Annotated in this window: 20 protein-coding genes; 18 read left to right on the forward strand and 2 right to left on the reverse strand. The window is 61.4% G+C overall.

Annotated elements, in window-relative coordinates:
- Positions 1-168: 168 nt before the first annotated feature.
- The 18 genes from maeB (at position 169) to eutR (ending at position 17,546) form a co-directional block, all read left to right on the forward strand.
- Complete coding sequence (maeB, locus tag AB1E37_RS06585) at positions 169-2,448, forward strand: NADP-dependent oxaloacetate-decarboxylating malate dehydrogenase (RefSeq protein ID WP_004185057.1); 2,280 nt, start codon at positions 169-171, stop codon at positions 2,446-2,448.
- Positions 2,449-2,667: 219 nt separating this feature from the next.
- A complete protein-coding gene (eutS, locus tag AB1E37_RS06590; RefSeq protein WP_002913729.1) occupies positions 2,668-3,003 on the forward strand; it encodes an ethanolamine utilization microcompartment protein EutS in 336 nt (111 codons plus the stop codon).
- 12 nt (positions 3,004-3,015) lie between these two features.
- Positions 3,016-3,495 carry an ethanolamine utilization acetate kinase EutP gene (eutP, locus tag AB1E37_RS06595; protein WP_002913727.1) on the forward strand — a complete coding sequence of 160 codons (480 nt, stop codon included), beginning with the start codon at positions 3,016-3,018 and terminating at the stop codon, positions 3,493-3,495.
- Positions 3,473-4,162, forward strand: a complete 690-nt coding sequence (gene eutQ, locus AB1E37_RS06600) for an ethanolamine utilization acetate kinase EutQ (protein ID WP_032447837.1) — start codon at positions 3,473-3,475, stop codon at positions 4,160-4,162. Before eutP ends, eutQ begins: the two co-directional genes overlap by 23 nt.
- A complete protein-coding gene (eutT, locus tag AB1E37_RS06605; protein ID WP_004213201.1) occupies positions 4,159-4,965 on the forward strand; it encodes an ethanolamine utilization cob(I)yrinic acid a,c-diamide adenosyltransferase EutT in 807 nt (268 codons plus the stop codon). The genes eutQ and eutT overlap by 4 nt, the downstream gene beginning before the upstream one ends.
- Positions 4,955-5,971: a phosphate acetyltransferase gene (gene pta, locus AB1E37_RS06610; protein WP_004213203.1), complete on the forward strand. Its 1,017-nt coding sequence runs from the start codon at positions 4,955-4,957 to the stop codon at positions 5,969-5,971. Before eutT ends, pta begins: the two co-directional genes overlap by 11 nt.
- A gap of 38 nt (positions 5,972-6,009) precedes the next feature.
- On the forward strand, positions 6,010-6,300 hold the full coding sequence (gene eutM / locus AB1E37_RS06615; protein WP_032447835.1) for an ethanolamine utilization microcompartment protein EutM: 291 nt from the start codon (positions 6,010-6,012) through the stop codon (positions 6,298-6,300).
- Between the two features lie 128 nt (positions 6,301-6,428).
- Positions 6,429-6,716, forward strand: a complete 288-nt coding sequence (gene eutN, locus AB1E37_RS06620) for an ethanolamine utilization microcompartment protein EutN (RefSeq protein ID WP_002913719.1) — start codon at positions 6,429-6,431, stop codon at positions 6,714-6,716.
- Positions 6,717-6,727: 11 nt separating this feature from the next.
- A complete protein-coding gene (locus AB1E37_RS06625; RefSeq protein ID WP_032447834.1) occupies positions 6,728-8,131 on the forward strand; it encodes an aldehyde dehydrogenase family protein in 1,404 nt (467 codons plus the stop codon).
- 9 nt (positions 8,132-8,140) lie between these two features.
- On the forward strand, positions 8,141-8,980 hold the full coding sequence (gene eutJ / locus AB1E37_RS06630; protein WP_004180842.1) for an ethanolamine utilization protein EutJ: 840 nt from the start codon (positions 8,141-8,143) through the stop codon (positions 8,978-8,980).
- Entirely contained in the window at positions 8,970-10,157 is a 1,188-nt protein-coding gene (gene eutG, locus AB1E37_RS06635) for an ethanolamine utilization ethanol dehydrogenase EutG (RefSeq protein WP_021465895.1), read from the forward strand. Before eutJ ends, eutG begins: the two co-directional genes overlap by 11 nt.
- Before the next feature lie 199 nt (positions 10,158-10,356).
- Complete coding sequence (gene eutH, locus AB1E37_RS06640) at positions 10,357-11,589, forward strand: ethanolamine utilization protein EutH (protein ID WP_004149260.1); 1,233 nt, start codon at positions 10,357-10,359, stop codon at positions 11,587-11,589.
- A complete protein-coding gene (gene eutA, locus AB1E37_RS06645; RefSeq protein WP_004213212.1) occupies positions 11,586-12,989 on the forward strand; it encodes an ethanolamine ammonia-lyase reactivating factor EutA in 1,404 nt (467 codons plus the stop codon). The genes eutH and eutA overlap by 4 nt, the downstream gene beginning before the upstream one ends.
- 11 nt (positions 12,990-13,000) lie before the next feature.
- Entirely contained in the window at positions 13,001-14,362 is a 1,362-nt protein-coding gene (gene eutB, locus AB1E37_RS06650) for an ethanolamine ammonia-lyase subunit alpha (protein ID WP_004152001.1), read from the forward strand.
- A gap of 20 nt (positions 14,363-14,382) precedes the next feature.
- Positions 14,383-15,282 carry an ethanolamine ammonia-lyase subunit EutC gene (eutC, locus tag AB1E37_RS06655; RefSeq protein WP_004174901.1) on the forward strand — a complete coding sequence of 300 codons (900 nt, stop codon included), beginning with the start codon at positions 14,383-14,385 and terminating at the stop codon, positions 15,280-15,282.
- Between the two features lie 9 nt (positions 15,283-15,291).
- Positions 15,292-15,951, forward strand: a complete 660-nt coding sequence (eutL, locus tag AB1E37_RS06660; protein WP_004174905.1) for an ethanolamine utilization microcompartment protein EutL — start codon at positions 15,292-15,294, stop codon at positions 15,949-15,951.
- A gap of 11 nt (positions 15,952-15,962) precedes the next feature.
- A complete protein-coding gene (gene eutK / locus AB1E37_RS06665; protein WP_004151997.1) occupies positions 15,963-16,448 on the forward strand; it encodes an ethanolamine utilization microcompartment protein EutK in 486 nt (161 codons plus the stop codon).
- A 45-nt stretch (positions 16,449-16,493) separates the two neighbouring features.
- Positions 16,494-17,546, forward strand: coding sequence for an HTH-type transcriptional regulator EutR (gene eutR, locus AB1E37_RS06670; protein WP_002913642.1), 1,053 nt, complete (start codon positions 16,494-16,496; stop codon positions 17,544-17,546).
- A 43-nt stretch (positions 17,547-17,589) separates the two neighbouring features.
- Here eutR and hemF read toward each other — a convergent pair whose 3' ends face one another.
- Positions 17,590-18,489, reverse strand: a complete 900-nt coding sequence (gene hemF / locus AB1E37_RS06675) for an oxygen-dependent coproporphyrinogen oxidase (protein ID WP_032417384.1) — start codon at positions 18,487-18,489, stop codon at positions 17,590-17,592.
- Positions 18,489-19,361: an N-acetylmuramoyl-L-alanine amidase AmiA gene (amiA, locus tag AB1E37_RS06680; RefSeq protein ID WP_002913639.1), complete on the reverse strand. Its 873-nt coding sequence runs from the start codon at positions 19,359-19,361 to the stop codon at positions 18,489-18,491. Before amiA ends, hemF begins: the two co-directional genes overlap by 1 nt.
- Positions 19,362-19,528 lie beyond the last annotated feature (167 nt).

A 19,528-nucleotide genomic window follows, 5' to 3' on the forward strand; every position in this document is an offset into this window, starting at 1 on the left:
AACCGCTATAAATTGATAACAACAAAATCATAACGATGGCCAGAGTTTGGCGGTGTTCAAAGTTTATCGCCCCGCCAGGAGGGATACTGTCTGCCACTGAAAGGTGAACGACAGGATGGTCATCACGCTTTTCCCCTACGAACGATACGTGAAAGAAAGGAATAGAAAATGGATGAGCAGTTAAAACAGAGCGCCCTCGACTTCCACGAATTTCCGGTTCCCGGAAAAATCCAGGTCTCGCCGACCAAACCTCTCGCCACCCAGCGCGATCTGGCGCTGGCCTACTCGCCGGGCGTCGCAGCCCCCTGCCTGGAAATCGAAAAAGATCCGCTGGCCGCCTACAAATACACTGCCCGTGGCAACCTGGTGGCGGTCGTCTCCAACGGCACCGCGGTGCTGGGGCTCGGCAACATCGGCGCGCTGGCCGGTAAGCCGGTAATGGAGGGCAAAGGCGTCCTGTTTAAGAAATTTGCCGGTATCGATGTGTTTGATATCGAAGTCGATGAGCTGGATCCGGACAAATTCATTAACGTCGTCGCCGCCCTCGAGCCGACCTTCGGCGGTATCAACCTGGAAGATATTAAAGCGCCGGAGTGTTTCTACATCGAGCAGCAGCTGCGCGAGCGGATGAATATCCCGGTCTTCCATGACGATCAGCACGGCACGGCGATCATCAGCACCGCGGCGATCCTCAACGGTCTGCGCGTCGTCGAGAAGAATCTGTCCGACGTGCGGATGGTGGTCTCCGGCGCGGGCGCGGCGGCGATCGCCTGTATGAATCTGCTGGTGGCGCTGGGGATGCAAAAGCACAACATCGTGGTCTGCGATTCGAAAGGCGTTATCTATAAAGACCGTGAGCCGAACATGGCGGAAACCAAAGCCGCCTATGCGGTGGAAGACGACGGCAAACGCACCCTCGATGACGTGATCGACGGCGCCGACATTTTCCTCGGCTGCTCTGGCCCGAAAGTGCTGACTCAGGAGATGGTGAAGAAGATGGCGCGGGCGCCGCTGATCCTCGCCCTGGCCAACCCGGAGCCGGAAATCCTGCCGCCGCTGGCGAAGCAGGTCCGCGATGACGCCATCATCTGTACCGGCCGCTCCGACTACCCTAACCAGGTCAACAACGTGCTCTGCTTCCCGTTCATCTTCCGCGGCGCGCTGGACGTCGGCGCGACGGCGATCAACGAAGAGATGAAGCTGGCGGCGGTGCATGCAATTGCCGAGCTGGCCCATGCCGAGCAGAGCGAAGTGGTGGCCTCCGCCTACGGCGATCAGGATTTAAGCTTTGGTCCGGACTACATCATTCCGAAACCATTCGACCCGCGGCTGATCGTCAAGATAGCCCCTGCGGTGGCGAAGGCGGCGATGGATTCCGGCGTGGCAACGCGCCCCATCGCTGATTTTGACGCCTATATCGAGAAGCTGAGCGAGTTCGTCTATAAAACCAACCTGTTTATGAAGCCTATCTTCTCTCAGGCGCGCAAAGAGCCGAAGCGCGTGGTGCTGGCGGAAGGGGAGGAGACCCGGGTGCTGCACGCCACCCAGGAGCTGGTGTCTCTGGGACTGGCCAAACCGATTCTGGTGGGGCGCCCGAGCGTGATTGAAATGCGCATCCAGAAGCTGGGCCTGCAGATCAAGGCCGGCGTTGACTTTGAGATCGTCAATAATGAATCCGACCCGCGGTTTAAAGAGTACTGGAGCGAGTACTACCAGCTGATGAAGCGCCGCGGCATTACCCAGGAGCAGGCGCAGCGGGCGGTGATTAGCAACACCACGGTGATTGGCGCCATCATGGTTCATCGCGGTGAAGCGGATGCGATGATCTGCGGGACTATTGGCGAGTACCACGATCACTACCGCGTGGTGCAGCCGCTGTTTGGCTATCGCGACGGCGTCAGCACCGCCGGGGCGATGAATGCGCTGCTGCTGCCGAGCGGCAACACCTTTATCGCCGATACCTATGTCAATCACGATCCGTCGCCGGAAGAGCTGGCGGAGATCACCCTGATGGCGGCGGAAAGCGTGCGACGCTTTGGTATTGAACCGCGGGTGGCGTTGCTGTCGCACTCCAACTTTGGCTCTGCCGACTGTCCGTCAGCCAGCAAAATGCGTAAAACCCTGGAGCTGGTGAAGGCCCGCGCCCCGGAGCTGATGATCGATGGCGAAATGCATGGCGACGCCGCGCTGGTGGAAAGCATCCGCAACGATCGCATGCCGGACAGCCCGCTGAAGGGGGCGGCCAATATTCTGGTGATGCCGAATATGGAAGCCGCCCGGATCAGCTATAACCTGCTGCGCGTCTCCAGTTCGGAAGGGGTGACCGTCGGGCCGGTGCTGATGGGGGTGGCGAAGCCGGTGCATATCCTGACGCCGATCGCCTCCGTACGTCGGATCGTTAATATGGTGGCGCTGGCGGTTGTTGAAGCGCAAACCGAACCGCTGTAATTTTCTATTTCCCCCGCTAACGCGCGGATCCGTTTCCGCGCGCAATATCAGGCAGGCCGGTGAGTAAAAAACGCTGAGCCTGCCTTTTTAATTCCACCGCAATATTATTTTCTCTCCTGAGTGATCCACTTCACCTTTTAACCCCACTTGCCGAAATTTGTTATTTGCCGCGCTGAAATACCGTCACCATGAGGACAGATTTCAGGGGGGCAATCAGTCATGGATAAAGAACGCATTATTCAGGAATTCGTACCAGGCAAACAGGTCACGCTGGCGCATCTGATTGCCCACCCGGGAGCGGAGCTGGCGAAAAAGATCGGCGTACCCGAATCCGGCGCGATCGGCATTATGACGCTGACGCCGGGAGAAACGGCGATGATCGCCGGCGATCTGGCGATGAAGGCCGCCGACGTGCACATCGGTTTTCTCGACCGGTTTAGCGGCGCGCTGGTGATCTACGGCTCGGTCGGCGCGGTGGAGGAGGCGCTTCTGCAGACCATCGGCGGATTAGGCCGCTTATTAAATTATACCTTGTGCGAATTAACGAAAAGTTAATTGAGAGCGACCATGAAGCGTATTGCGATTGTCGGCGCCGTCGGTGCAGGAAAAACCACGTTATTTAATGCCCTGCAGGGGAATTATTCCCTCGCCAGAAAAACGCAGGCGCTGGAATTTAACGATCGTGGCGACATCGATACACCCGGGGAATATTTCAGCCATCCGCGCTGGTATCACGCCTTAATTACCACCTTGCAGGATGTGGACACCCTGATTTATGTCCATGCGGCCAATGATACCGAAAGTCGCCTGCCACCCGGGTTGCTGGATATTGGCAGCCGAAAGCACCTTATCGTGGCGATCAGCAAAACGGATCTGCCGGATGCCAATGTCGCCGCGGTGCGGCAGCTGCTGGACGGGATGGGGTTTCAGGCGCCGGTTTTCGCCCTCAACGGTTGCGATCCGCAAAGCGTTGCGCCGCTGGAAAATTACTTGAGTGAGCTCAGCCAAAAGGAGGAAGGGCCAGGTGAAGAAACTCATTACCGCTAACGATATTCGTGCCGCCCACGCGCGCGGCGAACAGGCGATGTCAGTAGTTCTGCGCGCCAGCATTATCACCCCGGAAGCGCGCGAAGTCGCCGAGCTGCTGGGATTCACTATCACCGAAGACGATGGCGCCGCGCCGGCGGCGACAGCGGCGGACAGCGACAAAACGGAAAGCCAGCGGATCCGGGAAACCATCCTGGCGCAGCTACCGGAAGGCCAGTTTACCGAAAGCCTGGTCGCGCAGCTGATGGAAAAGGTGATGAAGGAGAAGCAGTCCCTGGAGCAGGAGGCGATGCAGCCGGGATTTGACTCCGTGACCGGCAAAGGCGGCATCAAAGTGATCGACGGCAGCAGCGTGAAGTTTGGCCGCTTCGACGGCGCCCAGCCGCACTGCGTTGGCTTAACGGACCTGGTGACTGACCAGGATGGCAGCAGCATGGCGGCCGGATTTATGCAGTGGGAGAACGCCTTCTTCCCGTGGACGCTGAACTACGACGAAATCGATATGGTGCTGGAGGGCGAGCTGCATGTGCGCCATCAGGGGGAAACGCTGGTCGCCAAAGCGGGGGACGTCATGTTCATCCCGAAAGGCTCCAGCATCGAATTCGGTACCCCGGCGACGGTGCGCTTCCTGTACGTCGCCTGGCCGGCAAACTGGCAATCGCTATGAACGATTTCATTACCGAAGCGTGGCTCAGAGCGAATCATACGCTCAGCGAAGGCGGTGAAATCCATCTTCCTGCCGATGCCCGCCTGACGCCCTCGGCGAGGGAACTGCTGGAAAGTCGGCATCTGCGGGTCAAATTTCTCGACCGCCAGGGGCGCCTGTTTGTCGAGGATGACGAACAGACGCCGCAGCCGGTGCATGTCCTGACCAGCAGCGACCATCCGCCCCAGGCCTGCTGCGAGCTTTGTCACCAGCCGGTGGGCAAAAAGCCGGACACCTTAACTCATCTGACGGCCGATACCCTCGTGGCGAAAAACGATCCGCGGCTGGCCTTCCGCGCGGTGCTGGACAGCACCATCGCCCTGACGGTGTGGCTGCAAATTGAACTGGCGGAGCCCTGGCAGCCGTGGCTGACGGACATCCGTTCGCGGCTGGGCAACATCATGCGCGCCGATGCGCTGGAGGAACCGCTGGCGGCGCAGTCGATAGCCGGATTCAGCGAGGCGCAGCTGCATCGTCTGTCCCATCAGCCGCTGCGTTACCTGGGTCACGATCACCTGGTGCCGGAGGCCCGCCATGGGCGCGATGTCGCGCTGCTTAATTTGCTGCGCGGCAAAGTGCGCGAGGCGGAGGTGACCGCGGCGCAGGTGTTTATTACGCCGCAATTTGCGGTCCAGCGCGCCGATATTATGCAAGCGCTCAACCGCCTTTCCAGCGCGGTCTACGTGATGATGATCCTGGGCGTGACGGACTCGCCGCCAGCGCTCAGCCAACTGCAGCAGCTGGGAGGTGAAGATGATCATTGACCAGTGTCGCAAACTGGCGCTGCGCGCCCCCGCCAGGGTGGTGTTCCCGGATGCGCTGGACGTCCGCGTGTTGAAGGCGGCGCATTATCTGCAGCAGCAGGGCCTGGCGCATCCGATCCTCGTCGCCAGCCCCTTCGCGCTGCGGCAGTTCGCCCTTGGCGAACGTCTGCCGCTGACCGGGGTGCAGGTCATCGATCCGCACAGCAACCTGGCGATGCGCGAGGCGTTTGCCGCCGCCTGGCAGGCGCGCGCCGGCGATAAAGCGCCCGCTGACGCGGTCGACAAGCTGGCCGACCCGCTGATGTTCGCCGCGGCGATGGTCAGCGCCGGGCAGGCCGAGGTGTGTATCGCCGGAAATCTCTCGTCAACCGCCAGCGTGCTGCGCGCTGGTCTGCGCCTTATCGGCCTGCAGCCGGGATGTAAAACGCTCTCTTCGCTGTTTCTGATGCTGCCGCAGTATACCGGACAGCCGCTGGGGTTTGCCGACTGCAGCGTGGTGCCGCAGCCGACCGCGGCGCAGCTGGCGGATATCGCGATTGCCAGCGCCGAGACCTGGCAAGCGATCGCTGGCGAAGCGCCGCGGGTGGCAATGCTGTCCTTCTCGACACACGGCAGCGCCCGGCATCCCTGTGTGGCTAACGTCCAGCAGGCCACGGAGATCGTGCGTCAGCGGGCGCCGCAGCTGATGGTCGATGGCGAGCTGCAGTTTGACGCCGCCTTTGTACCGGACGTCGCTGCGCACAAAGCGCCCGGCAGCCCGCTGCAGGGCCGGGCTAATGTGCTGGTCTTTCCGTCGCTGGAGGCGGGCAACATCGGCTACAAAATCGCCCAGCGGCTGGGCGGATATCGCGCCATCGGGCCGCTGATCCAGGGCCTGGCCGCCCCGCTTCACGACCTCTCGCGAGGCTGTAGCGTAGAGGAAATTATCGAACTGGCGCTGGTGGCGTCGGTACCGCGCCAGACGGACGCAAGCCGGATCCCCGACTCGTCCACGCTGGTTGAATGAATGGTCCCCTTCAGGACCCCTTATGAGAGGAAAACACAATGGAAGCATTAGGAATGATTGAAACCCGGGGCCTGGTTGCACTGATTGAGGCCTCCGACGCCATGGTCAAAGCGGCCCGCGTCAAGCTGGTGGGAGTGAAACAGATCGGCGGGGGCCTGGTGACCGCCATGGTGCGCGGCGATGTCGCGGCGTGCAAAGCCGCGACGGATGCCGGGGCGGCGGCGGCTCAGCGTATCGGTGAGCTGGTCTCTGTACATGTCATCCCGCGCCCGCATGGCGATCTGGAAGAGGTCTTCCCGATTAGCTTCAAGGGCGACAGCAGCATCTAACGGGGGAGGGGGGGCCGGAAAGTTCTGGCCGGATAAGACGCCAGCGCGTCGCTATCCGGCCATGAAAAGGCATGAATGCCGGATGGCGTTGCGCTTTTCCGGCCTGCACATCACACGCGGAGACGGACATGAAGCTGGCTGTGGTAACCGGATATGTGGTCTGCACCGTACGCCATGAAGGTCTGGCCCACGACAAACTGCTGATGGTGGAGATGCTCAATGCCCGCGGCGAGCCCGACGGGCAATGTGCGGTCGCCATCGACAGCATCGGCGCGGGATGTGGCGAGTGGGTACTGCTGGTCAGCGGCAGCTCGGCGCGACAGGCGCACGCACACGGCGCCTCTCCGGTCGATCTGTGCGTGATTGGTATCGTGGATGAGGCTGCGGCCGATGGTCAGGTGCTCTTCCATAAGTAGGGTGAAAAATCATGAATCAACAGGACATTGAACAGGTAGTGAAAGCGGTACTGCTGAAAATGAAAGACAGCAGCCAGCCTGCCGGCACCGTTCATGATATGGGCGTTTTTGCCTCACTGGATGACGCTGTCGCGGCGGCAACGGTGGCCCAGCAGGGATTAAAGCGGGTGGCGATGCGTCAGCAGGTGATTCAGGCCATTCGTGAGGCGGGTGAAAAGTATGCCCGTGAACTGGCGGAGCTTGCGATGACGGAGACCGGCATGGGACGCGTTGAAGATAAGTTTGCCAAAAACGTGGCGCAGGCGCGCGGCACGCCGGGCGTGGAGTGTCTGACTCCGCAGGTGCTCACCGGCGATAACGGCCTGACGCTGATTGAAAATGCGCCCTGGGGCGTGGTGGCCTCGGTGACGCCGTCCACCAATCCGGCGGCGACGGTGATCAACAACGCCATTAGCCTGATAGCCGCCGGCAACAGCGTGGTCTTCGCCCCCCATCCGGCGGCGAAAAAGGTCTCGCAAAGGGCAATTACCCTGCTTAACCAGGCGGTAGTGGCCGCCGGCGGCCCGGCCAACCTGCTGGTGACCGTGGCGAACCCGGATATCGACACCGCCCAGCGGCTGTTTAAGTACCCTGGCATCGGCCTGCTGGTGGTGACCGGCGGCGAAGCGGTGGTCGAGGCGGCGCGCAAACATACCAACAAACGCCTGATCGCCGCCGGGGCTGGCAACCCGCCGGTGGTGGTGGATGAGACTGCCGATCTACCGCGCGCCGCGCAGGCGATCGTCAAAGGCGCCTCGTTTGATAACAACATCATCTGCGCCGACGAGAAGGTGCTGATCGTGGTCGATAGCGTTGCCGACGAACTGATGCGCCTGATGGAAGGCCAGCAGGCGGTGAAACTCACGGCGGCGCAGGCCGAACAGCTCCAGCCGCTGCTGCTGAAAAATATCGACGAGCGCGGCAAAGGCACGGTCAGCCGCGACTGGGTCGGCCGCGACGCGGGCAAAATCGCCGCGGCGATTGGCCTGCAGGTGCCGGCGCAAACCCGTCTGCTGTTCGTGGAAACCCCCGCCAGCCATCCGTTTGCGGTGACTGAACTGATGATGCCGGTGCTGCCGGTGGTGCGGGTGGCGAACGTCGAGGAGGCCATCGCCCTGGCGGTGCAACTGGAAGGCGGCTGCCACCACACCGCGGCGATGCACTCGCGCAATATCGACAACATGAACCAGATGGCGAATGCCATCGACACCAGCATCTTCGTCAAAAACGGGCCGTGCATCGCCGGGCTTGGGCTGGGCGGTGAGGGCTGGACCACCATGACCATCACCACCCCAACCGGGGAAGGGGTAACCAGCGCGCGGACCTTCGTTCGTCTGCGTCGCTGCGTACTGGTGGATGCGTTTCGAATCGTATAAGGGATGAACATGGCGCACGACGAACAACGCTGGCTTTCGCCGAGACTGCAAAAAGCCGCTGCCCTGTGTAACCAGGCGCCCGCCGCCAGCGAGTCGCCGCTGTGGCTGGGCATCGATTTGGGCACCTGCGACGTGGTGTCGATGGTGGTCGACCGCGATGGCCAGCCGGTTGCGGTATGCCTTGACTGGGCCGACGTGGTGCGCGACGGCATCGTCTGGGATTTTTTTGGCGCCGTCACCCTCGTGCGCCGACATCTTGCGACTCTCGAGCAGCAGCTGGGCTGCCGCTTCACCCATGCGGCGACCTCGTTTCCGCCCGGCACCGATCCGCGCATTTCGATCAATGTCCTGGAGTCCGCCGGGCTGGAGATCAGTCATGTGCTGGATGAGCCTACCGCGGTGGCCGATCTGCTGCAGCTCGATAACGCCGGGGTGGTGGATATCGGTGGCGGCACCACCGGGATCGCCATCGTTAAACAGGGCAGGGTGACATATTCGGCGGATGAAGCCACCGGCGGCCACCATATCTCCCTGACTCTGGCCGGGAATCGCGGCATCGGGCTTGAGGAGGCGGAGCAGTACAAGCGCAGCCACGCCGGGGAGATCTGGCCGGTGGTTAAGCCGGTGTACGAGAAGATGGCCGAAATTGTCGCCCGACATATTGCCGGACAAGGGATTGTCGATTTGTGGCTGGCAGGCGGCGCCTGTATGCAGCCGGGCGTGCATGAGCTGTTTCGTCAGCGCTTCCCGGCATTACCGGTGCATTTGCCGCAGCACAGCCTGTTTATGACCCCGCTGGCAATCGCCAACAGCGGGAGGGAAAAAGCGGAGGGGATGTATGCAAGCTGAACTGCAGACGGCGCTGTTCCATGCCTTTGATACGCTGAATCTTCAGCAAATGAAAAGCTTCAACGTTCCGCCGGTGACGCTGCACGGCGTCGGCGCGCTGGCGGCCTGCGGTCCGCAAGCGCAGTCCCGGGGCCTTAGGCATCTGTTTGTCATGGTTGACAGTTTTCTCCATCAGGCGGGAATGACCGCCGGGCTGGAGCGTAGCCTGGCGATGAAAGGGATTGCTATGACTCTCTGGCCCTGTCCCGCCGGCGAACCCTGCGTCACCGATGTCTGCGCCGCCGTCGCCCAGCTGCGGGACGCGCGCTGCGACGGCGTGGTGGCCTTTGGCGGTGGATCGGTACTGGATGCGGCGAAGGCGGTGGCGCTGCTGGTCGCCAATCCTGAGCAGACGCTGGGGGAGATGACGGAGCACAGCGAGTTGCGCCCACGTCCGCCGCTGATCGCGGTGCCGACCACCGCTGGCACCGGGTCTGAAACCACCAATGTGACGGTGATTATCGATGCGGTGAGTGGACGCAAACAGGTGCTGGCGCATGCCTCGCTGATGCCGGATGTGGCGATCCTCGACGCCGCGCTGACCGAGGGCGTCCCGCCGCATATCACGGCAATGACCGGGATTGATGCGCTGACCCACGCCGTCGAGGCCTACAGCGCCCGCCACGCCACGCCGTTTACCGACAGTCTGGCGATGGGGGCGATAGCCATGATCGGCGAGGCGCTGCCGAAAGCGGTGGGCTGCGGTCAGGATCTGGCGGCGCGGGAAAACATGCTGCTGGCTTCCTGCATGGCGGGGATGGCGTTTTCCAGCGCCGGGCTGGGGCTATGCCATGCCATGGCGCATCAGCCGGGGGCGGCGCTGCATATTCCACACGGTCTGGCCAACGCCATGCTGCTGCCAACGGTGATGGAGTTTAACCGCATGGTGCGCCGGGCGCGCTTCAGCCAGATCGGCCGGGCGTTAACCGGCAAGAAAACCGATGACCGCGAGGCTATCGCCGCCGTGCGCGAGCTGATCGCCGAGGTCGGTCTGACGATGCGGCTGACGGAGGCTGGCGCGACGTCCGCGCACTACGCCGCCTGGGCGCAAGCGGCGCAGGAGGACATCTGTTTGCGCACCAATCCACGCACCGCCAGCCGGGAGCAGATTATCGAGCTGTACGCGGCGGCGCGATAAATGCCGATTTTCCCGGAGGCGTGTGGCTGTGGCTTTCCCGGCTCGCGCTGCGCTTAGCCGGGCTACAGGATCACAGCCGTCTGCTATGCCGTAGCCCGGGTAAGGCGTTCACGCCGCGGCCCGGGAAAGTTGCCTGAGTGCGGCTAATGTCCCGGTATTCACAGTATCTACAAATCATAAATGACAGGGAGTAAGGGCTATGGGAATTAACGAAATCATCATGTACATCATGATGTTCTTTATGCTGATTGCCGCCGTGGACAGGATCCTGTCGCAGTTCGGCGGCTCGGCGCGCTTTCTCGGCAAACTGGGGAAAAGCATTGAGGGATCCGGCGGTCAGTTTGAAGAAGGGTTTATGGCGATGGGCGCGCTGGGCCTGGCGATGGTCGGGATGACCGCCCTGGCGCCAGTGCTGGCTCATCTGCTTGGTCCGGTGATTATTCCGCTGTATGAGATGCTCGGCGCCAACCCGTCGATGTTCGCCGGCACGCTGCTGGCGTGCGACATGGGCGGTTTCTTCCTCGCTAAAGAACTCGCGGGCGGCGACGTGGCGGCCTGGATGTACTCAGGCCTGATCCTCGGCTCTATGATGGGTCCGACCATTGTGTTCTCCATTCCGGTGGCGCTCGGCATTATCGAACCAACCGATCGCCGCTGGCTGGCGCTCGGCGTGCTGGCGGGCATTGTCACCATTCCCATCGGCTGTATCGCCGGCGGTCTGGTGGCGATGTATTCCGGGGTGGAGATCAACGGCCAGCCGGTAGAGTTTACCTTCGCGCTGATCCTGATGAATATGATCCCGGTGATCATCGTCGCCGTGCTGGTGGCGCTGGGGCTGAAGTTTATTCCGGAAAAAATGATCAACGGCTTCCAGATCTTCGCCAAATTCCTCGTGGCGCTGATCACCATCGGCCTGGCGGCGGCGGTGATCAAGTTCCTGCTCGGCTGGGAGCTGATACCGGGGCTCGATCCGATCTTTATGGCGCCTGGCGACCAGCCCGGCGAGGTGATGCGCGCCATCGAAGTCATTGGCTCTATCTCCTGCGTGCTGCTCGGCGCTTATCCGATGGTGCTCCTGCTGACCCGCTGGTTTGAAAAACCGCTGATGCGCGTTGGTAATCTGCTAAAAATCAACAATATGGCTGCCGGCGGCATGGTCGCTACCCTGGCGAACAATATCCCGATGTTCGGCATGATGAAGCAGATGGATACCCGCGGGAAAGTGATCAACTGCGCCTTCTCGGTGTCAGCGGCGTTCGCCCTCGGCGACCATCTCGGTTTTGCGGCGGCCAATATGAACGCCATGATCTTTCCGATGATTGTCGGCAAGCTGGTCGGCGGCGTTACCGCGATTGGCGTGGCGATGCTGCTGGTGCCAAAAGATGAAAACGTACCGGCGCCTGCCAACAACGAAGCGGAGGCGCACTCGTGAACACGCGCCAGCTATTGAGCGTCGGTATTGATATCGGCACCACCACCACGCAGGTGATCTTCTCGCGCCTCGAGCTGGTGAACCGCGCGGCGGTTTCCCAGGTGCCGCGTTATGAATTCATCAAACGCGACATTAGCTGGCAAAGCCCGGTCTTCTTTACGCCGGTTGATAAGCAGGGAGAACTGAAAGAGGCCGAGCTTGAGGCGCTGATTCTGGCTCAGTACCGGGCCGCAGGGATCGCTCCACAAGCGGTGGATTCCGGGGCGATCATCATCACCGGCGAAAGCGCGAAAACCCGCAATGCCCGCCCGGCGGTGATGGCGCTCTCGCAGTCGCTGGGCGATTTTGTCGTCGCCAGCGCCGGGCCGCATCTGGAGTCGGTCATTGCCGGACACGGCGCCGGGGCGCAGACCCTGTCCCGGCAGCGGATGTGCCGGGTGCTTAATATCGATATTGGCGGCGGTACCTCGAACTATGCCCTGTTTGACGCCGGAAACGTCAGCGCCACCGCCTGCCTCAACGTCGGCGGCCGCCTGCTGGAAACCGACGCTCAGGGGCGCGTGGTCCACGCGCACCCGCCGGGGCAGCGGATTGTCGATGCGCTGTTTGGCGCCGGCACTAACGCCCTGGCGCTGACCGCCGGGCAGCTGGCGCAGGTGGCGCGCCGGATGGCGGCGCTGATCGTCGAGGTGATCGACGGCACCCTCTCACCGCTGGCGCAGGGGCTGATGCAAACCGAAGTACTGCCTGCGGGTATTCAGCCGGAGGTGATTACCCTTTCCGGCGGAGTGGGGGAGTGCTACCGCCATCAGCCCGCCGATCCTTTCTGTTTTTCCGATATCGGGCCGCTGCTGGCCACGGCCCTGCACGAGCATCCGCGCCTGCGTGAGATGAACGTGCAGTTCCCGGCGCAAACCGTGCGCGCCACGGTGATTGGCGCCGGGGCGCATACGCTGTCCCTGTCCGGGAGCACCATCTGGCTGGAGGGGGTTCCATTGCCGCTGCGCAATCTGCCGGTGGCTATCCCGCAGGATGCCGCCGATCTGCCGAACGCCTGGCTCCAGGCGCTGACGCAGCTCGATCTGGCTCCCGAGGCGGACGCTTACGTGCTGGCGCTTCCCGCTTCACTTCCGGTGCGCTACGCCACCTTACTGACCGTAATTGACGCCCTGCTGGCGTTTGTCGCCCGCTTTCCCAATCCCCGTCCGCTGCTGCTGGTGGCCGAGCAGGATTTTGGCAAAGCGCTGGGCATGCTGCTGCGGCCACAGCTTCCACACCTTCCGCTGGCGGTCATCGATGAGGTGAGCATCCGGGCGGGAGACTATATCGACATTGGTACGCCTCTTTTTGGCGGATCGGTTGTGCCGGTGACGGTGAAATCACTCGCATTTCCTTCCTGAGGGAACGACTTATGAAACTAAAGACCACATTGTTCGGCAATGTTTATCAGTTTAAGGATGTAAAAGAGGTGCTGGCGAAAGCCAACGAACTGCGTTCGGGGGATGTGCTGGCGGGGGTAGCGGCGGAGAGTTCGCAGCAGCGCGTGGCCGCCAAGCAGGTGCTCTCCGATATGACGGTGGCCGATATCCGTAATAACCCAGTGATCCCGTATGAGGAGGACTGCGTTACGCGCCTGATCCAGGATGACGTGAACGAAACCGCCTATCAGCGGATTAAACACTGGACCATCAGCGACCTGCGGGAATACGTGCTCAACGACGAGGTCACCAGCGACGATATCGCCTTTGTCCGCAAAGGGCTGACCTCCGAGGTGGTGGCTGCGGTGGCCAAGATCTGCTCCAACGCCGATCTGATCTACGGCGGTAAAAAAATGCCGGTGATCAAAAAAGCCAATACCACCATCGGTCTGCCGGGGACCTTTAGCTGCCGCCTGCAGCCGAACGATACCCGCGACGACGTGCAGAGTATTGCCGCGCAAATCTATGAAGGGCTCTCCTTCGGCGCGGGCGACGCGGTGATTGGCGTCAACCCGGTCACTGACGACGTGGAGAACCTGAGCCGGGTGCTGGATACGGTGTACGGGGTGATCGACAAGTTTAACATCCCGACCCAGGGCTGCGTGCTGGCGCACGTCACTACCCAGATTGAAGCCATCCGCCGCGGCGCGCCGGGGGGGCTTATCTTCCAGAGCATCTGCGGCAGTGAAAAAGGGCTTAAAGAGTTCGGCGTCGAGCTGGCGATGCTCGATGAAGCGCGGGCGGTGGGGGCGGAGTTTAACCGCATCGCCGGGGAGAACTGTCTTTACTTTGAAACCGGGCAGGGCTCGGCGCTTTCCGCTGGCGCTAACTTCGGCGCCGACCAGGTGACCATGGAAGCGCGTAACTATGGCCTGGCGCGGCACTACGATCCGTTCCTCGTCAACACCGTGGTGGGCTTTATCGGGCCGGAGTATCTCTATAACGACCGGCAAATCATTCGCGCCGGACTGGAAGACCACTTTATGGGCAAGCTGAGCGGCATCTCAATGGGCTGCGACTGCTGCTATACCAACCATGCCGATGCCGACCAGAATCTCAACGAAAACCTGATGATCCTGCTGGCGACCGCAGGCTGCAACTACATCATGGGCATGCCGCTCGGCGACGACATCATGCTCAACTACCAGACCACCGCCTTCCACGATACCGCGACCGTGCGCCAGCTGCTGGGCCTGCGGCCGTCGCCGGAGTTTGAACGCTGGCTGGAAACGATGGGCATTATGGCAAATGGTCGCCTGACCAAACGGGCGGGCGATCCGTCACTGTTCTTCTGATGACGCGGGGATGACACATCATGGATCAAAAACAGATTGAAGACATTGTACGCAGCGTAATGGCGTCAATGGGACAACCACAGTCGCAGCCGCAGGCCCCCGCAGCGTCGACGCCGGCCTGCCATGCCGCCTGCGCCAGCGAAGCGGTGGTGGAAAGCTGCGCGCTGGACCTGGGCTCAGCGGAAGCGAAAGCCTGGATTGGGGTACAACATCCGCACCGCGCCGAAGTACTGACTGAACTGAAACGCAGTACCGCGGCGCGCGTTTGCACCGGCCGCGCCGGCCCGCGTCCGCGCACTCAGGCGCTGCTGCGCTTCCTGGCCGATCACTCGCGCTCGAAAGACACGGTGCTCAAAGAGGTGCCGGAAGCGTGGGTGAAAGCGCAGGGGCTGCTGGAAGTGCGTTCCGAGATTAGCGATAAGAACCTCTACCTGACGCGTCCGGATATGGGCCGTCGCCTCAGTCCGGAAGCGATTGATGCGCTGAAGGCGCAGTGCGTGATGGATCCGGATGTGCAGGTGGTGGTCTCCGATGGTCTGTCGACGGATGCCATCACCGCCAACTACGAAGAGATCCTGCCGCCGCTGCTTGCCGGCCTGAAACAGGCGGGTCTGAAGGTCGGGACGCCGTTCTTCGTGCGCTATGGCCGCGTCAAGATTGAAGATCAGATCGGCGAGATCCTCGGCGCGAAGGTGGTGATCCTGCTGGTTGGCGAGCGCCCGGGGCTCGGCCAGTCGGAGAGCCTCTCCTGCTACGCGGTGTACTCCCCGCGGGTGGCGACCACCGTCGAGGCCGACCGGACCTGTATCTCCAATATCCACCAGGGCGGCACCCCGCCGGTAGAAGCCGCCGCGGTGATCGTGGATTTAGCCAAACGTATGCTGGAGCAGAAAGCCTCCGGCATCAACATGAGCCGTTAAGGAGGCATCATGCCAGCATTAGATTTGATTCGACCCTCGGTCACCGCGATGCGCGTGATTGCCTCGGTGAATGACGGTTTCGCGCGCGAGCTTAAATTACCGTCGCATATACGTAGCCTCGGACTCATCACGGCAGATTCTGACGATGTGACGTATATTGCCGCCGACGAAGCGACAAAGCAGGCGATGGTGGAGGTGGTCTATGGCCGCTCCCTCTACGCCGGCGCGGCCCATGGTCCGTCGCCTACCGCCGGCGAAGTACTGATCATGCTTGGCGGCCCGAACCCGGCGGAAGTTCGCGCCGGGCTGGATGCCATGATGGCGCATATTGAAGGTGGGGCGGCATTCCAGTGGGCTAACGACGCGCAAGATACCGCCTTTCTGGCGCACGTGGTGTCGCGTACCGGCTCTTATCTTTCATCGGCCGCTGGCATCGCGTTGGGCGATCCGATCGCTTATCTGGTGGCGCCGCCGCTGGAGGCGACGTTTGGTATCGATGCGGCGATGAAGTCGGCCGACGTTCAGCTGGTGACCTACGTCCCGCCGCCATCGGAAACCAACTATTCGGCCGCCTTTTTGACGGGAAGCCAGGCCGCCTGTAAAGCCGCCTGCAATGCCTTTACCGATGCCGTTCTCGATATTGCCCGTCATCCTGTACAGCGTGCGTAATGGAGGGAGCGATGATCAATGCGCTGGGATTGCTCGAAGTGGAGGGCATGGTCGCGGCTGTAGACGCTGCGGATGCCATGCTTAAGGCGGCCAATGTGCGCCTGCTCAGTCATGAAGTGCTCGACCCGGGCAGGTTAACGCTGGTGGTGGAGGGCGACCTGGCGGCCTGCCGCGCCGCGCTGGATGCCGGGGCCGCCGCTGCCCGGCGGACCGGCTGCGTGATCAGCCGTCGGGAAATTGGCCGCCCGGAAGAGGATACCCAGCGGCTGATCGGCGGTTTTCAGCCACCGCCGCCAGCGCCCATGCCGCCTGCTGACCCGGCTTCATCGGAAGCCTTACTGACGCTGCTGGCTTCAGTTCGTCAGGGCATGACGGCCGGCGAGGTCGCCGCGCATTTTGCCTGGCCGCTGGATAAGGCCCGCCAGGCGCTGGAGCAGCTCTTTTCCGCAGGGACGCTACGAAAACGCAGTAGCCGCTATCGTCTCAAAAATCCATAACCTGTCGGAGGTGCCGGGAGCGGCTTGCCCCCGGCTTTAACGATTATGAAAAAGCGTCGTTCTGCAAATTTGCACCATCTCTGTTGCGAGGCGTTGCCGGAAGACACCAGGCTGACGCCTCAGGTTGAAATTGACAATATTCATCAACGACACACAACCGATGTGTATGAGCACGCCCTGACCATTACCGCCTGGCAACAGATCTACGATCAGCTGCATCCGGGGCAGTTTCGCGGCGAGTTTACCGAAATCCTACTCGATGAGATCCAGGTCTTCCGCGAATATACCGGGCTGGCGCTGCGCCAGTCCTGCCTGGTCTGGCCGAACTCCTTCTGGTTTGGCATTCCGGCGACCCGGGGTGAACAGGGGTTTATCGGCTCGCAGTGTCTGGGCCGGGCAGAAATCGCCACCCGTCCCGGCGGTACGGAGTTCGAGCTCAGCACGCCGGATGATTACACCATTCTCGGGGTAGTGATTTCGCAGGAGGTGATTGCGCGTCACGCCAGTTTCCTGCACCACCCGGAACGGGTGCTACATATGCTACGCAACCAGTCAGCGCTGGCGGTCCGCGAGCCGCATAAGGCCGCGCTGTGGGGGTTTGTCCAACAGGCGCTGGCCACCTTTAGCGAGCATCCGGATACCCTTCATCAGCCGGCCGTGCGTAAGGTCCTGCGGGATAATCTGTTGCTGGCGATGGGCACGATGCTGGAAGAAGCGCAGCCGATGGTAAGTGCAGAGAGCGTCAGCCACCAGAGCTACCGCCGCCTGCTGGCGCAGGCGCGCGAATATGTGCTGGAAAACAGCGCGGAGCCGTTAACCGTTCTCGATCTGTGCCAGCAGCTGTACGTCAGCCGTCGCACCTTGCAGAACGCCTTCCATGCGATACTGGGGATTGGTCCTAACGCCTGGCTCAAACGGATCCGCCTGAACGCCGTGCGTCGGGAGCTGATAAGCCCCTGGTCAGAGCGCGAGACGGTCAAGGAGGCGGCCATGCAGTGGGGATTCTGGCATTTGGGGCAGTTCGCCACCGACTATCAGCAGCTGTTTGCTGAGAAACCGTCGATGACGCTGCACCATCGCCTGCGCCAGTGGGTGTGAGGGAAGAGACTCCGCTACCGGGTGGCCAGCCGCCATCCGGCCGTTACAGCCAGTCGCGCACCTGAATAAACTCGCTCAGCGCCGCCTCGGGGCTGCCGGGCTCGGGCTGATAATCATATTCCCAGCGCACCAGCGGCGGCATCGACATCAGAATCGACTCCGTACGCCCGCCGGTCTGCAGGCCGAACAGGGTGCCGCGGTCCCAGACCAGATTGAACTCGACATAGCGGCCGCGACGGTAGAGTTGAAAGTGGCGCTCGCGTTCGCCGTACGGCGTGGCTTTCCGGCGTTCGACGATAGGTAAATAGGCGTCAGCATAGCCGTTCCCGACCGCCTGCATAAAGGCGAAGCAGTGGTCAAAATCCGGGGTGTTCAGGTCGTCAAAGAACAGACCGCCGATGCCGCGCTGCTCCTGGCGGTGCTTGAGATAGAAGTAATCATCGCACCATTTTTTATAGCGCGGATAGACTTTCTCGCCGAACGGCAGACACAGATCGCGGGCGGTACGATGCCAGTGGACGGCATCCTCTTCAAAGCCGTAGTAAGGGGTTAAATCAAAGCCGCCGCCGAACCACCACACCGGGTCGGCGCCAGGCTTTTCGGCAATAAAAAACCGCACGTTGGCATGGCTGGTGGGCACGTAGGGGTTCAGCGGATGAACCACCAGCGAGACGCCCATGGCTTCAAAACTGCGTCCGGCCAGCTCCGGGCGGTGCGCGGTGGCGGAGGCAGGCATGGCGTCGCCATGGACGTGGGAAAAGTTGACCCCCGCCTGCTCGAACACCCGGCCTTCGCGCAGCACCCGGCTGCGTCCGCCGCCACCGCCTTCCCGCTGCCAGGCATCTTCAATAAACGGCGCGCCATCCACGGCGCTCAGCTGCTGACAGAGGTTGTCCTGGAGCTGGAGCAGAAAAGTTTTTACCTGCGCGGCATCGGGTTTCATTAACGTCTCTTCGAATGGGCTTTCTGGTTATCGAACCAGTGGAAATAGCTGATAATGCCGTTGGCAATCGCGGTGGCGATTTTCTGCCGGAAGGCGGTGGTGCCGAGCAGTTTCTCCTCGTTCGGGTTGGTGATAAACGAGGTTTCCACCAGCACGGACGGTATGGATGGTGACTTCAGCACCACGAACGCCGCCTGCTCGGTATTGCGGCTGTGCAGCTTATGTACCGGCTTGATCTTTTTCAGGATATGCGAGCCCAGCGTCAGGCTGTTTTTGATGGTGTCGGTCTGCACCAGATCGAACAGTACCTGCTGCAGCAGATGGTCTTTATCCGTCGCTTTCTTACCGGCGACCTCATCGGCGCGGTTTTCGCGATCGGAGAGGTATTTCGCCATGGCGCTACTGGCGCCGCGGTTTGACAGGGCGAACACCGAGGCGCCGGCGGCGCTCGGGTTGGTGAAGCCATCGGCGTGGATTGACATAAACAGATCGGCGCCGTGCTGATGGGCGATCTCCACGCGGTCGTACAGCGGGATAAAGGTATCCCCGGTGCGGGTCAGGCGGGCGTCGATGCCGTTGCTGCGCAAAATGCTGCGCACGTTCTTAGCGATCGCCAACACCACATGCTTCTCTTTCGAGCCGTTATGGCCGATAGCGCCGGTATCGATGCCGCCGTGGCCCGGATCTAACATTACAATCCGGCGACCCCCGGCCTTTTTGGCGGCGGGTTTGCTATGTCCATTTGACGTTTTCAGTGGCTGTTCTTTTGCGCTGACCTGTGAGGCGACGCCGCTCAGCGTCATCGCAGCCAGCCCGGCTTTCAGCACCTGACGGCGCGAAGCAAGTATTTTTAAGGGTTTAAAAGTGCTCATTCGGCCTGAATTGTAAACAAGTGATGTCCAATGTTATATCGTATCGCGTTTGCCGTTACGACCATTCAAAATAAGAATTGTTTTACTTTTCATTTCAATACATGACAAAGTCATATTATGCCATTTTTTGTCGCTGATTTCGCCTGATATTGGCTATCAGTTATATT

The sequence above is a fragment of the Klebsiella sp. Shm-1 genome, assembly GCF_040804525.1.
In the GTDB taxonomy this organism is placed as follows: Bacteria; Pseudomonadota; Gammaproteobacteria; order Enterobacterales; family Enterobacteriaceae; genus Klebsiella; species Klebsiella pneumoniae.

Bases quoted from the DNA above. Each gene is read 5' to 3' on its own strand.
- maeB (WP_004185057.1), top strand. From the start codon at position 169: ATGGATGAGCAGTTAAAACAGAGCGCCCTCGACTTCCACGAATTTCCG.
- eutS (WP_002913729.1), top strand. From the start codon at position 2,668: ATGGATAAAGAACGCATTATTCAGGAATTCGTACCAGGCAAACAGGTC.
- eutP (WP_002913727.1), top strand. From the start codon at position 3,016: ATGAAGCGTATTGCGATTGTCGGCGCCGTCGGTGCAGGAAAAACCACG.
- eutT (WP_004213201.1), top strand. From the start codon at position 4,159: ATGAACGATTTCATTACCGAAGCGTGGCTCAGAGCGAATCATACGCTC.
- pta (WP_004213203.1), top strand. From the start codon at position 4,955: ATGATCATTGACCAGTGTCGCAAACTGGCGCTGCGCGCCCCCGCCAGG.
- eutM (WP_032447835.1), top strand. From the start codon at position 6,010: ATGGAAGCATTAGGAATGATTGAAACCCGGGGCCTGGTTGCACTGATT.
- eutN (WP_002913719.1), top strand. From the start codon at position 6,429: ATGAAGCTGGCTGTGGTAACCGGATATGTGGTCTGCACCGTACGCCAT.
- AB1E37_RS06625 (WP_032447834.1), top strand. From the start codon at position 6,728: ATGAATCAACAGGACATTGAACAGGTAGTGAAAGCGGTACTGCTGAAA.
- eutJ (WP_004180842.1), top strand. From the start codon at position 8,141: ATGGCGCACGACGAACAACGCTGGCTTTCGCCGAGACTGCAAAAAGCC.
- eutG (WP_021465895.1), top strand. From the start codon at position 8,970: ATGCAAGCTGAACTGCAGACGGCGCTGTTCCATGCCTTTGATACGCTG.
- eutH (WP_004149260.1), top strand. From the start codon at position 10,357: ATGGGAATTAACGAAATCATCATGTACATCATGATGTTCTTTATGCTG.
- eutB (WP_004152001.1), top strand. From the start codon at position 13,001: ATGAAACTAAAGACCACATTGTTCGGCAATGTTTATCAGTTTAAGGAT.
- eutC (WP_004174901.1), top strand. From the start codon at position 14,383: ATGGATCAAAAACAGATTGAAGACATTGTACGCAGCGTAATGGCGTCA.
- eutL (WP_004174905.1), top strand. From the start codon at position 15,292: ATGCCAGCATTAGATTTGATTCGACCCTCGGTCACCGCGATGCGCGTG.
- eutK (WP_004151997.1), top strand. From the start codon at position 15,963: ATGATCAATGCGCTGGGATTGCTCGAAGTGGAGGGCATGGTCGCGGCT.
- eutR (WP_002913642.1), top strand. From the start codon at position 16,494: ATGAAAAAGCGTCGTTCTGCAAATTTGCACCATCTCTGTTGCGAGGCG.
- hemF (WP_032417384.1), bottom strand. From the start codon at position 18,489: ATGAAACCCGATGCCGCGCAGGTAAAAACTTTTCTGCTCCAGCTCCAG.
- amiA (WP_002913639.1), bottom strand. From the start codon at position 19,361: ATGAGCACTTTTAAACCCTTAAAAATACTTGCTTCGCGCCGTCAGGTG.